This window comes from Kluyvera intermedia, from assembly GCF_021440345.1.
Taxonomy (GTDB): domain Bacteria; phylum Pseudomonadota; class Gammaproteobacteria; order Enterobacterales; family Enterobacteriaceae; genus Kluyvera; species Kluyvera intermedia_A.
Genome location: NZ_JAKCNS010000074.1, coordinates 23,557 through 36,916, shown reverse-complemented (window position 1 = coordinate 36,916; position 13,360 = coordinate 23,557). Strand labels below are relative to the sequence as shown.

10 protein-coding genes and 1 riboswitch are annotated in these 13,360 nt (G+C 57.8%); of the genes, 5 read left to right on the top strand and 5 right to left on the bottom strand.

Annotated features, from left to right (window positions below; genetic code table 11):
• Positions 1 to 4 precede the first annotated feature (4 nt).
• The 5 genes from LZ634_RS18230 (at position 5) to LZ634_RS18210 (ending at position 5,183) form a co-directional block, all read left to right on the top strand.
• A complete protein-coding gene (locus tag LZ634_RS18230; protein WP_234507772.1) occupies positions 5 to 709 on the top strand; it encodes an ABC transporter ATP-binding protein in 705 nt (234 codons plus the stop codon).
• Complete coding sequence (locus tag LZ634_RS18225) at positions 706 to 1,665, top strand: ABC transporter substrate-binding protein (RefSeq protein ID WP_234507719.1); 960 nt, start codon at positions 706 to 708, stop codon at positions 1,663 to 1,665. Before LZ634_RS18230 ends, LZ634_RS18225 begins: the two co-directional genes overlap by 4 nt.
• Positions 1,666 to 1,728: 63 nt before the next feature.
• Positions 1,729 to 3,381: an ABC transporter permease gene (locus LZ634_RS18220; RefSeq protein WP_234507717.1), complete on the top strand. Its 1,653-nt coding sequence runs from the start codon at positions 1,729 to 1,731 to the stop codon at positions 3,379 to 3,381.
• A 79-nt stretch (positions 3,382 to 3,460) separates the two neighbouring features.
• Positions 3,461 to 4,306 (top strand): N-hydroxyarylamine O-acetyltransferase, encoded by an 846-nt coding sequence (nhoA, locus tag LZ634_RS18215; protein WP_234507716.1) that lies wholly within the window; start codon positions 3,461 to 3,463, stop codon positions 4,304 to 4,306.
• Between the two features lie 76 nt (positions 4,307 to 4,382).
• Positions 4,383 to 5,183, top strand: a complete 801-nt coding sequence (locus LZ634_RS18210; RefSeq protein WP_234507714.1) for an MBL fold metallo-hydrolase — start codon at positions 4,383 to 4,385, stop codon at positions 5,181 to 5,183.
• 20 nt (positions 5,184 to 5,203) lie between these two features.
• On the opposite strand, the gene LZ634_RS18205 is transcribed toward LZ634_RS18210, so the two are convergent.
• From LZ634_RS18205 to LZ634_RS18185, 5 genes are all read right to left on the bottom strand, one after another.
• A complete protein-coding gene (locus LZ634_RS18205) occupies positions 5,204 to 6,217 on the bottom strand; it encodes a magnesium transporter (RefSeq protein ID WP_234507712.1) in 1,014 nt (337 codons plus the stop codon).
• 56 nt (positions 6,218 to 6,273) lie between these two features.
• Positions 6,274 to 6,456: riboswitch (M-box (ykoK) riboswitch) on the bottom strand.
• Positions 6,457 to 6,685: 229 nt separating this feature from the next.
• On the bottom strand, positions 6,686 to 7,366 hold the full coding sequence (gene narI / locus LZ634_RS18200; protein ID WP_061279729.1) for a respiratory nitrate reductase subunit gamma: 681 nt from the start codon (positions 7,364 to 7,366) through the stop codon (positions 6,686 to 6,688).
• On the bottom strand, positions 7,363 to 8,058 hold the full coding sequence (gene narW / locus LZ634_RS18195; RefSeq protein ID WP_234507710.1) for a nitrate reductase molybdenum cofactor assembly chaperone: 696 nt from the start codon (positions 8,056 to 8,058) through the stop codon (positions 7,363 to 7,365). The genes narI and narW overlap by 4 nt, the downstream gene beginning before the upstream one ends.
• Entirely contained in the window at positions 8,058 to 9,584 is a 1,527-nt protein-coding gene (narH, locus tag LZ634_RS18190) for a nitrate reductase subunit beta (RefSeq protein ID WP_234507708.1), read from the bottom strand. Before narH ends, narW begins: the two co-directional genes overlap by 1 nt.
• Positions 9,581 to 13,321 (bottom strand): nitrate reductase subunit alpha, encoded by a 3,741-nt coding sequence (locus tag LZ634_RS18185; RefSeq protein WP_234507706.1) that lies wholly within the window; start codon positions 13,319 to 13,321, stop codon positions 9,581 to 9,583. The genes narH and LZ634_RS18185 overlap by 4 nt, the downstream gene beginning before the upstream one ends.
• Between the last annotated feature and the right edge of the window lie 39 nt (positions 13,322 to 13,360).

The window sequence follows — 13,360 nt, the reverse complement described above, 5'->3', positions numbered from 1 at the left end:
GACGATAATGCGCGCGCTTACCGGCATTCGGCTCGATGGCGTCTCCTTTGCCTTCGGCGCTACCACCGTACTCGATAACATCGCTTTGCACATCGAACCGGGCAGCATTGTTGCACTGCTGGGGCCATCCGGCTGCGGCAAAAGCACGTTGCTGCGCCTGCTGGCGGGGCTCAGCGTCCCGGCGCAAGGCTCTATTCACTTTGGCGATCGACTGGTGGCAAAACCCGGCTGGGGATTGCCGCCGGAGCAGCGCGATATCGGCATGGTTTTCCAGGATTACGCGCTGTGGCCGCATATGACGGCGGCGCAGAACGTGGCGTTTCCGCTACGGATGCGCAAGGTGCCGCGCGATGAACGCGAACGGCGAGTCAACGAGGCGCTGGCGATGGTTGGGCTGGCGGACTTTGGCGGGCGGAAACCGTCGGGGCTTTCCGGCGGCCAGCAGCAGCGGGTGGCGCTGGCGCGAGCGATTGTTGCTGAACCGCGCGTGTTGTTGTTCGATGAACCGCTCTCCAATCTCGATAGCGAACTGCGCGAGTCATTGTGCGTGGAGATGAGCCGCCTGCTGCGCCAGCTGGGTATTACCGCCGTTTACGTCACCCACGATCGCCGCGAAGCCGAGCTGTTAGCCGATCGCATTGTGCATCTTTCTGCGGGCAGCATTGCTGCTGTTCGCGCCGTTGCTTCATCCTCAGGGGAACTTGTATGAAATCCATTAAACAGGGCGTTGCACTTGCCATGATGTTATCTGCCACCATGATTTCCAGCGCCCATGCGCTGACCGTGTATACCGCGGGCCCAGGTTCGCTGGCGAAAAGTCTCGCCAGCGGTTACGAGAAGAAAACCGGCGTGAAGGTGAATATTTTCCAGGCCACCACCGGCAAGGTGATGGCGCGTCTGGAGGCCGAACAGGCCAATCCACAGGCCGATGTGCTGATCTCCGCATCGTGGGACACGGCGGAAGACTTACACCACCGCGGCTGGCTGCTGCCGTATCAGAGCGGTAATGCTGATAAGGTTCCGGCGGCGCTGAAATCGGCGGACTACGTGGCGCAGGGAATTTCGGCGTTAGGGATCGTGTGGAACAGTAAAAGCGGCACCCCGGAACCAAAAGAGTGGCGCGATCTGACCGAAGCGGCGTTTAAAGATAAGGTGACCACGCCAGACCCGGCGCTTTCTGGCGCATCGTTGGATTTGCTGATCGGGTTACAAAATGGGTTAGGGGACAAAGCCTGGACGCTGTTTGAGGCGCTGAAAAAGAATGGCATGGTGGTGAGCGGCCCGAATGCGCAAGCGGTGACGCCGGTGATGCAGGGCGCGAAAGCGGCGGTGTTCGGCGCGGTGGACTATGTCTCCTATGGCAATATTGCGCAGGGCGAATCGCTGAAGGTGATTTTCCCGGCCAGCGGGACGGTGATTGCGCCGCGTCCGATGATGATCCTCAAAACCACTCAGCACGCGGATGACGCGAAAGCTTTTGTCGATTACGTGCTGTCGCCAGAAGGCCAGGCGATGGTGGCCGATGCGTGGCTGATGCCCGCGCGCAGCGATGTGCAGGCAAAACGCCCGCTGTTGGGCGAGCTGAAAATTCTGCCGACCACCAGCGATGGCAGCAGCGAGCGCAGCGCGGTCCTGTCCCGCTTCAACGGTTTGTTCGGTCAGTAATTCCTCTTTGTGGCCCGGTCAGGCGTAAGGCCGCCGGGCTTCTCGTCACCGAAGGACAATCGGGTGAAACAAAAACTTATTTCCAGCGCTACGCTTGCCGCATTGGTCGTGCTGGTGGCGTTGCCGCTTTTCTTTATTCTCCTGCAAGCCATATTCCCACACTTTAGCGCCGGGTCGCTGAGTGCGCCGTTTAGCGGAATATCCGCGTTGCTAAACGATCCGCAGTTGCTGCCGATGCTCGGCGGTACGCTGTGGATTGCCTGTGGCGTGGCGCTGGTGAGCGTGTTAATCGGCCTGCCGCTCGGCGTCCTGCGCGGGCTGTTTAACCTGCCGCTGCCTAAGCTGTGGGATTTGCTGTTTTTGATCCCTTTTCTCACGCCGCCTTATATCGCCGCGCTGTCGTGGATGCTGGTACTCCAGCATAACGGCTATCTGCAGCAGCTCACCGGCTGGGATCTTAACGATCTGCTGTTTAGTCGCTTGGGTATTGTGCTGGTGATGACGCTCAATATCTTCCCGGTGGTCTACTTTGCGGTCTCTCGCAGCCTGCTGGCGAGCGGGCAGCGGCTGGCGACCGTCGCCCGGGTGCACGGAGCGAACAGCGGGCAGGCGTTCTGGCACGTGACGCTGCCAATGCTCTCTCCGGCGTTGGCCGCCGGGATGCTGCTAGCCTTTACGCTGGCGATTGAAGAGTACGGTGTGCCGGCGGCGTTAGGCTCGCGGGCCGGGGTGGTGATGTTGACCGTTGGCATTGAGAAAAAACTCGCCGATTGGCCGATTGATCTCACCGGCGCATCGCTGCTGTCGGTGTTGTTGATTACCGTGGCGCTGCTGGCCTGGTGGCTGCAAAAGCGGCTTACCGGCAATACGGAAGTGACCAGCGTCACCGGCAAACCGGGTGAAAACAGCGGGGCGGCGCTAGGTTGGATGACGCTGCCCGCCGTCTTACTGATGGCGACGATTGGCGCGCTGGCGGTGCTGCTGCCGGGGGCGTCGATGGTGGCGACCAGCCTAATGAGCACGTTATCGGGCGGCCTGAGCGGCGATAACTTTACCTGGCATCACTTTGGCGCGCTGTTTGCCCAGCAGGGCGATGCGCTGTCGGCGCTGGGCACCAGTTTATCGCTGGCGCTGGCCTCGGCGCTGATTGTTGGTCTGCTCGGGCTGGTGGCGGCCTGGTTGGTATTGGTGCAAAAGATCAAAGGCAGCGCGATTATCGATGCGCTGTCGCTGATGCCCGCCGCGCTTCCCGGCGTGGTGGTGGGTGTCGGGCTGATTTTGCTGTGGAATCAGCCGTTCTGGCCGCTGTCGCCGTATAACACGTGGTTTATGCTGCTGCTCTCTTATTGCTGTCTGCTACTGCCGTGGCCGGTGCGCTATGTCGGCAGTGCGCTACGGCAATTGGGCACCAATCTGGAACCGGCGGCGCGGGTTCACGGGGCGTCGTCGTTCCAGGCGCTGCGGCTGATTGTGTTGCCGCTGGTGTTTCCGGCGCTGCTGGCGGCAATGCTGATGGTCTTTGCCGTCGCTTCCCGTGAGCTGGTGACCTCATTGCTGCTGGCTCCAGCCGGGACACAGACCGTGGCGGTGTTTATCTGGCGGCAGTTTGAACAGGGTTCGGTGGGACAGGGCATGGCGATGGCCAGCCTGACGTTGTTTGTCGGACTGGCGTTAATGCTCAGTGCCTTAGCGCTGATGCAGCGCAATACACGCTAGCTCAACCGATCGCACAAAACAGTCAATGCGGGGGCGAAAATAGGCTATAAAGTACGGAAACAGAATGCTGGAGGCATTGATGACCCGCTTTTTAAACGCCTATTTCGCTCGTCTGGGTTGGACGGGCACCCCCGATGTCTCAATCGAGACGCTGCGCAGTTTGCATCTTCATCATAACGGCGCCATCCCCTTTGAAAACCTTGATGTGCTGCTGCCGCGCGAGATGCATCTCGACGATCAGGCGCTGGAAGATAAGCTGGTCAATGCTCGTCGCGGCGGTTATTGCTTTGAACAAAACGGCCTGTTTGAGCGCGCGCTGCGCGAGATAGGTTTTAACGTTCGCAGTCTGCTGGGCCGCGTGGTGCTGGCGCATCCGCCGCAGATGCCGCCGCGTACCCACCGTTTGTTGCTGGTGGAGACCGACGGCGAACGCTGGATTGCCGATGTCGGTTTTGGCGGCCAGACGCTGACTGCGCCAATCAAACTATTGGCCGACATTGTGCAGACCACGCCGCACGGTGATTACCGCCTGCTGTATGAAAATCAGGAATGGATCCTACAGTTCAACCATCACGACCATTGGCAGTCGATGTACCACTTCGATCTTGGCCGTCAATATGCTTCCGACTATGTGATGGGTAACTTCTGGTCGGCACACTGGCCGCAGTCCCATTTCCGTCACCATCTGTTGATGTGCCGCCATCTGCCGGACGGCGGTAAAATGACGCTCACCAATTTCCATTTTACCCACTGGGATAAAAACCACGTGGTGGAGAAGGTGGATTTCCCGGATGTTCCAGCATTGTATGAAGCGCTGCAAAGCCGCTTTGGGCTGGGCGTTGACGATCCAAAACATGGCTTTAGCGTCGCTGAACTGGCGGCGGTGATGGCGGCGTTTGATACCCATCCGGATGCCGGGAAGTAACATCCCCTTAATTGGCGCTGTGCGTCCTGCTCGCGCCGATTAGACTCAGAGTTTCATTGTTCAGGGAAGAAAACACATGGCACTCACGCTTAAGGTCCTGCTGGAAAACCACCGCGCCGTCCGCGCTAACGAAACGCTGCGCGCAAAAGCCGGGCTTAGCCTGCTTCTCCACGATGACAGCACCTCTATTTTGTTCGACACCGGCCCCGACGACAGCTTCCTGCACAACGCGGCGCTGATGGGTGTGGATCTGAGCGATCTAACCGCTACGGTGCTTTCCCACGGCCACTACGATCACTGCGGCGGCGTACCGTGGTTGGCGGAGAATAGCCGGATCATCTGTCACCCCGACGTCGGGCATGAACGCTACGCGGCGCTGTCACTTCCTGGCTTTCAGCGCAAAATCAAAAAACTTTCCCTCGATATCGATTATTCGCGCCACCGCGTGGAGTACAGCCGCACGCCGGTGCAGATTAGCGATCGCTTTATCTGGTCGGGAGAAATTGCGGTAGAGAAACCGCGGGCCTATGGGGTGCTTGGTGGGCAGTCGGCGGCGACGGACTATGTGAGCGATGAGGGCGTGCTGATTTATCTGTCGGATCGCGGTTTGGTGATAATCACCGGCTGTGGGCATCGCGGGTTGATCAATATTGTGCGCCACTGCCAGAACATCACCGGCATCCAGCACGTTCACGCGCTGATTGGCGGTTTACATCTGCGCAGCGCGTTGCCGCGCGAACTGTGGCAGGTGAGACGTTTCTTGCAGGCGCTTAAGCCCGATAAGATCATGGCCTGCCACTGCACCGGCGCGTGGGGGAAAATGTGGCTGCCGGAGGTTATCTCTCCGGCAACCGGTGATACGTTTGTTTTAGGCTAGATGTCGTGCGTTATGACGACTTAGTTCAAACCTAAGAAATGTTGGGCAATTTTGAAGTAAATAATCAGCCCGGTGCCGTCAATCAGCGTGGCGATAAACGGTGCGGAAACCACTGCCGGGTCAATCCCCAAACGCTTAATCACCAGCGGAATGACCGATGACACCACCGCACTCCACAGCGTGACGCACACCAGCGTCAGGCTGACGATAAAGGTGATTTCCGGGCCAATGCCCATCATCCATGCCCGGATACAACCGGCGGTCCCGAGCGTGATAGCCACCAGCACCGCCGTCGACATCTCTTTGCGTAAAATCCGCCCAAGGTCACGCAGGCCGACTTCGCCCAGCGCCATGGCGCGCACCAGCGTCGAGGTTATCTGCGTACCGCTGTTGCCGCCGGTCCCAATCAGCAGTGGGATAAAGAAGGCCAGCGCAATGGCCGACTCCAGCGCCTCTTCGAAATGCTGAATCACGCTGCTGGTGTAGGCTTCGGCGATAAACAGCAGCAGCAGCCACACCGCGCGTTTCTTCCACAGCATCACCGGACTGATGTCCAGATACGGTTTATCCAGCGGCAGGGTGGCGCCCTGGAGCTGCGCATCTTCCGTTACTTCATCCTCAAGCAGCTGAGCGATCTCTTTTTCGTTCAGGCAGCCGATAAGCTTACCGTTATCGATAACCGGCAGCAGAGTCAGATGGTGTTTTTCAATTAAGCTCGCGGCAACGGATCTCGCATCCTGCGGGCCAACGTGAAATAGGGTGGTGGTGATTAATTGCGTCAGTGGCTGATTATCATCGGCGGCTTGCAGTAATTTGCGCGTTGATAATATACCGCGCAGGTTTTCACCGTCGACGACAAATACCGCGCACGGGAAATGATCGTCATTTAATATCTGTAAAAAAAGCTCCCGCGCTTCTTTTACATTCAGATGTTCGGGCAGGGAAATAAAATCTCTGGACATATAGTTCGAGATAATATCGCTGGCGTGCTGCTCGGTTGGGTAGAACGGTGCTGTTGCTTGAATATGTGACATTGGAAATTCCCTATAGAAAAACGCGCTTATAGGGCGAACAAAACTGGAAGAGCTGAGAAGAATCCCTACGTCCCGGTTTTAGCACTGAACAACGTATCTGTACGGTCTATACCGTCAGAAGTTATCTTGGCAACACCTTGATTCGATGGATGCCTGTATTTCCCTGCGATGGTCTCTCTCGATACCACCAGGGCGATAACTTATGTTTGTTCAGGAGCCTCGCCATAACAAGATTATTAATAAATTGGCCGTGCTGACTGATATTTATCGCCGTGAGGAGAACAGGGCGGTAAATGATGTGTTTCTTCACCTCGTTGGTTGTTATCCATTTCGTGAGGGTAATATAGCGTGATATTTTAATTAAGGAAGACAAAGAATATTGTTGTTGAGTCAGCGTTTAGAATTTTCTGGTGGCATAAAAAACCCGGCGTCGCTGTGCTCGGCCGGGTCGGCTATTTAATAATACGGTTATCGACGAGAACGAACTACCTGATAACGGCGGGTCAGATATTCGATTGGCGCGCTCCAGACGTGAACCAGACGCGTGAACGGGAACAGCAGGAATATGGTCATCCCCAGCACCAGATGCACGCGATAAACCCATGCCACGCCATCGAGATGAGCCGAAGCGCCGCCGTGGAAGGTGACCACCGCCTGCGCCCAGTTCACCAGTTTCAACATTTCACTGCCGTCCGGATGCTGGGCGGAGAACGGAATGGTGGAGAGGCCAAGGCAGCACTGAATCAACAGAATGCTGAGGATCAGGATATCGGCGGTGCTGGACGTAGCGCGAATGCGCGGGTTGGTGAGGCGACGAATCAACAGACCCGCGCCGCCGACCAGCGTCAACACGCCGCAGGCGCCGCCGAGAATCATCGCCATCAGCTGTTTCTGCGACAGCGGCAGCCAGGACTCATAGACCCAGTGCGGCGTCAGCATGCCGAAGAAGTGGCCAAAGAAGATCCCCAGAATGCCGACGTGGAACAGGTTTGACCATAGCACCATGCCACGTTTGTCGAGCATTTGGCTTGAGGAGGCGCGCCAGGTGTACTGCCCGTAGTCGTAGCGCAGCCAGCTGCCCAACAGAAACACCGTGCCGCACAGGTAGGGGTAAATATCGTAAAAGAAGACGTTGAGGTACTGTATCATTTCGGGCCTCCCGCACGGACGTCCACATACTGTGGCGCCACGTCCTGGCTAAAGCGTCGTTGATAGCTCTGCAGCGGGGAACTGTCGCAGGCGGTGGCGTTATCTTCGATAAACTTCACCTGCTCCTCTTCCCATACCGCATCCAGCGCCTGGCGGGTGTCATCGCGTGCTTCACCCGCCACCTGTTTAGTGACACTGTCACTTGATAATGAGGTGTTGGCCAACGCCAGCAGGGTATCGAACAGCTGATACCAAGGTGCCTGGCGCTGTTTCAACCGCCCGCCGAGCAGCGCCAGAATCGGCGCCACGTTCTGCAAGCCTTCGCGCGCCTGCTCCTCGGGCAGAATGCTGAGATATTCGAGATACAGCGGCAGATAGTCAGGCAGCTCGCGGCAATCCAGCTGCAAACCGACCTGTTCATACTGGGTCATCAGCTCGACCATCGCCTGGCCGCGATCGCGCGACTCGGCGTGCACGTGCTCGAACAGCAGCAGCGAGGTGGCGCGGCCGCGCTCGAAGATTTCGCACCATTCGGCCTGCTTATCGAGCAGCGCCACGCCCAGATGCTGCTCGAGGAAGGGACGCAGCGCCGGGGCATCGCTGTCGATAAGGGAGAACAGCTCGTCTTTGTTCTCCCAACTGAGCTCATCGGGGTACTCCAGCAGCAGCCCGATGATTTTCAGGATCCGCATTAGTCTTTCTCCCCGATGTTGATGGCATCAATACGATGGCTGTTAAACAGGTTGAACTTGGTGTCGGACCCGTGGCAGCCGTCGCCGAAGGTGAAGCCGCAGCCGTTTTTCTCCGGGAAGGCATCTTCTGCCATTTCACGGTGGCTGGTAGGGATCACGAAGCGATCTTCGTAGTTAGCAATCGCCAGATAACGGTACATCTCTTCGACCTGCTCAACGCTCAGGCCCACTTCTTCAATCGCCCGGGTATCGGTGACGCCTTCGACCGTCTGCGAACGCTTGTAGTGGCGCATCGCCATCATGCGTTTCAGGGCGCGCAGCACCGGGCCCGTGTCGCCAGCGCTGAGCATGTTGGCCAAATACTGCACCGGGATGCGCAGGCTTTCGACCGCAGGCAGAATGCTGTCAGATTTCGGCAGGCCGCCGGCGTCGGCGACGGACTGAATTGGTGACAATGGTGGGACGTACCAGACCATTGGCAACGTACGATATTCCGGGTGCAGCGGCAGGGCCAGCTTCCAGTCCATCGCCATTTTGTACACCGGCGAGCGCTGGGCAGCGTCGAGGGTGTTTTGCGTGATGCCCTGTTTCAGCGCTTCTTCAATCACCGCCGGATCGTGCGGGTTGAGGAACACATCGCACTGGCGTTCATACAGATCGGTTTCGCGCTCGGTGCTGGCGGCTTCTTCAATGCGGTCGGCATCGTACAGCAGCACCCCGAGGTAGCGAATGCGGCCGACGCAGGTTTCTGAACAGACCGTCGGTTGGCCGGACTCAATACGCGGATAGCAGAAAATGCATTTCTCTGACTTACCGCTTTTCCAGTTGAAGTAGATTTTTTTGTACGGACAGCCGCTGATGCACATCCGCCAGCCGCGGCATTTATCCTGATCGATCAGCACAATGCCATCTTCTTCACGCTTGTAGATGGCGCCGCTCGGGCAGGTGGCGACACAGCTTGGGTTGAGACAGTGTTCGCACAAGCGCGGCAGGTACATCATGAAGGTGTTTTCGAATTGACCGTACATCTCCTTTTGCATGGCGTTGAAGTTTTGGTCGTGGGCGCGTTTTTCAAACTCGCCGCCGAGCAATTCTTCCCAGTTCGGGCCCCATTCGATTTTGTTCATCCGCTGACCGCTAATCAGCGAGCGCGGGCGGGCGGTAGGCTGGTTTTTGCCTTCCGGCGCGTTGTGCAAATGCTGATAGTCGTAGGTAAACGGCTCGTAGTAGTCGTCGATACCGGGGATCAGCGGGTTGGCGAAGATTTTAGCCAGCACGTTCACGCGGCCGCCCATGCGCGGGGTCAGCTTACCGGTAATGCCGCGCACCCAGCCGCCTTGCCATTTTTCCTGATTTTCCCAGTCTTTAGGAAAGCCGATGCCGGGTTTGGTTTCCACGTTGTTAAACCAGGCGTACTCCATCCCTTCACGGCTGCTCCAGACGTTTTTACAGGTCACGGAGCAGGTGTGGCAGCCGATGCATTTATCGAGGTTTAAAACCATTCCAACCTGTGAGCGTATCTTCATTTTGACGCCTCCTGAACCTGATCATTGCCTTCATCATCCAGCCAATTAATGTTCTTCATTTTGCGAATCATAATGAATTCATCACGGTTCGAACCGACCGTTCCGTAGTAGTTGAAGCTGTAGGCCAGCTGCGCGTAACCGCCGATCATGTGGGTCGGTTTCGGGCAAATACGGGTGACCGAGTTGTGAATGCCGCCGCGTCGTCCGGTTATCTCCGAGCCTGGAATATTCATAATGCGTTCCTGGGCGTGGTACATCATGGTCATCCCCGGCGGCACGCGCTGGCTGACCACCGCGCGGGCGGTGAGCGCACCGTTGGCGTTAAACGCTTCAATCCAGTCGTTATCGGCAATGCCCAGCTCTTTGGCGTCGGTTTCGCTCAGCCAAACGATAGGGCCACCGCGCGACAACGTCAGCATTAGCAGGTTTTCGCTGTAGGTGGAGTGAATGCCCCATTTCTGGTGCGGCGTCAGGAAGTTGAGCGCTTTTTCCGGGAAACCGTTGGGCGGGATCTCGTTCATATGGCTGACGCTGCGGGTATCAATCGGCGGGCGATAGGCCACCAGGCTTTCGCCAAAATCGCGCATCCACGGGTGATCCTGATACAGCGATTGACGTCCGGAGACGGTGCGCCATGGGATCAGCTCATGGACGTTGGTGTAACCGGCGTTATAGGAGACGTGCTCATCTTCCAGACCCGACCAGGTGGGGCTGGAGATAATCTTACGCGGCTGCGCCTGAATATCGCGGAAGCGGATTTTCTCGTCTTCTTTGTTGGTCGCCAGATGTTTATGGTCGAGCCCGGTAAATTCCCCCAGCGCGGCCCAGGCTCTTACCGCCACCTGGCCGTTGGTTTCCGGGGCGAGGGCGAGGATCACTTCGGAGGCGTCAATCGCGGTCTCAATGCACGGGCGGCCTTTCGCAGGGCCATCGAGCTTGACGTAGTTGAGCTTGCCGAGGAAATCGACTTCGGTCTGGGTTTTCCACGCAATCCCTTTACCGCCGTTACCGAGCTTATCCATCAGCGGGCCAAGGGAGGTAAATCGCTCGTAGGTAGCCGGATAGTCGCGCTCTACGGCGATAATGTTCGGCGCGGTTTTACCCGGAATCAGGTCACACTCGCCTTTACGCCAGTCCTGAATGGCGAACGGCTGCGCCAGCTCCGCCGGGGAGTCGTGCTGCAGTGGCTGTAACACCACGTCGGTTTCGGTGCCCAGATGTCCCTGGCAGATTTCCGAGAACGATTTGGCGATCCCTTTGTAGATATCCCAGTCGCTTTTTGACTCCCATGCCGGGTCAACGGCGGCGGAGAGCGGGTGGATAAACGGATGCATATCCGAGGTGTTCATATCGTCTTTTTCATACCAGGTGGCGGTTGGCAGGACGATATCGGAGAACAGACAGGTACTGGACATGCGGAAATCCAGCGTCACCAGCAGGTCGAGCTTGCCTTCCAGCGCCGCGGTCTGCCATTCCACTTCCTCCGGCTTGACGTCATCGGTCGAGCCCAAATCCTCACCCTGAATCCCGCTGTCGGCACCCAGCAGATACTTCAGCATGTATTCGTGGCCCTTGCCGGACGAACCCAACAGGTTAGAGCGCCAGATAAACATGTTGCGCGGGTGGTTTTTACCGTTGTCAGGCTGTTCGCAGGCCATGCGGATATCGCCGGATTTCAGCGCCTGCACGGTGTACTCCTGCGGAGTCATCCCCAATTCTTCGGCTTTGGCCTTCACCGTCAGCGGGTTAACGTTAAGCTGTGGCGCGGAAGGCAGCCAGCCCATACGCTCGGCGCGGACGTTAAAGTCGATCAGATGACCGGTATAGTTATCCGGGTTAGCCAACGGGGAAAGCAATTCCTGGGCGGTCAGTTTTTCGTAGCGCCACTGGCTGGCGTGGTTGTAGAAGTAGGAGGTGCTGTTCATCTGGCGCGGCGGACGATTCCAGTCCAGCGCGAAGGCCAGCGGTAACCAACCGGTTTGCGGACGCAGCTTTTCCTGGCCGACATAGTGCGCCCAGCCGCCGCCGCTTTGGCCGACGCAGCCGCAGAACACCAGCATGTTGATCATGCCGCGGTAGTTCATGTCCATGTGGTACCAGTGGTTGACCCCGGCACCGAGGATAATCATCGACCGGCCGTGCGTTTTGTGCGCGGTATCGGCGAACTCCAGCGCGATTTTCTCAATGTTATGCCGTGAAACCCCGGTAATCTGCTCGGCCCAGGCAGGGGTATAGGCTTTGACCTCGTCGAACCCTTTTGCCGCCAGGTCATCATTCAGGCCGCGATCGAGGCCGTAGTTTGCCAGTACCAAATCGTAGACGCTCACCACCAGACGGCTGCTGCCGTCGGCAAAGGTCAGCTGTTTTGCCGGCAGCTGACGCACCAGAATCGGATCCTGCTTCACGCTTCTGAAGTGCGGGTTTTCGTTACCGCCAAAGTAAGGGAACGCGACGCCAACCACAGTATCGCGATTCTCGAGCAGCGAAAGGGTGAGTTCAGCTTCTTTGCCCCCGGCCAGCGTTTGCAGGTTCCATTTGCCTTTCTCGCCCCAGCGGAAACCAATCGAACCGTTAGGCGCCACCAGTTCGCCATTGCTGTCATAGGCTACGGTTTTCCATTCTGGATTGTTGCTTTCGCCGAGCCCATCGACCAGATCGGCGGCGCGTAGCAGGCGGCCTGCGGTGTAAGAACCGTCATCGCGACTATCGAGCATCACCAGCATCGGCATGTCGGTATAGCGACGGCAGTAGTTGATAAAGTAGTCGCTAGGGTTGTCGAGGTGGAAGGCTTTTAAAATCACATGGCCCATGGCCATCGCCAGCGCGCTGTCGGTACCTTGTTTCGGCGCCAGCCACTGGTCGCTGAGCTTGGCGACTTCGGAGAAGTCAGGGGTGATGGCGACGGTTTTGGTGCCCTTGTAGCGCACTTCAGTGAAGAAGTGGGCATCCGGAGTACGGGTCTGCGGCACGTTGGAACCCCAGGCGATGATATAGCTGGAGTTGTACCAGTCGGCAGATTCCGGCACATCAGTCTGCTCGCCCCAGGTCATCGGCGATGCTGGTGGCAGGTCGCAGTACCAGTCGTAGAAGCTCAGGCAGGTGCCGCCAATCAGCGACAGATAGCGGGTCCCGGCGGCATAAGAGACCATCGACATCGCCGGAATCGGCGAGAAGCCCGCCACGCGGTCCGGGCCGAAGTTTTTGATGGTCCAGACGTTGGCGGCGGCAATCAGCTGGTTAAGCTCTTTCCATGAGGAGCGAACGAAACCGCCTTTACCGCGCGCCTCTTTGTAGCCGCGGGTCTTTTCCGGGCTTTGCATAATGCTATCCCAGGCCAGTACCGGGTCGGGGTTCTGCGCCAGCGCTTCACGCCACAGTTCAATCAGCTTTCTGCGCGCCAGCGGGTACTTCAAACGGTTGGCGCTATACAGATACCAGGAGTAGCTGGCACCGCGAGGGCAGCCGCGCGGTTCATGGTTAGGCAGGTCGGGGCGGGTGCGAGGGTAGTCGGTTTGTTGGGTTTCCCAGGTGACCAGGCCGTTTTTGACGTAAATCTTCCAGCTGCATGAGCCTGTACAGTTCACGCCGTGCGTGGAGCGGACGATTTTGTCGAACTGCCAGCGCTGACGGTAGCTATCTTCCCAATCACGGTTGTTGTCATAGACCTGTCCGTGACCGTTGGCAAAGGTCTCGCCTTTCTGCTTAAAGTAGCGAAAGCGATCCAGTAGTTTGCTCATGACATCTTCTCCTGACGGAAGACAAAGTCTCCGTGGTTA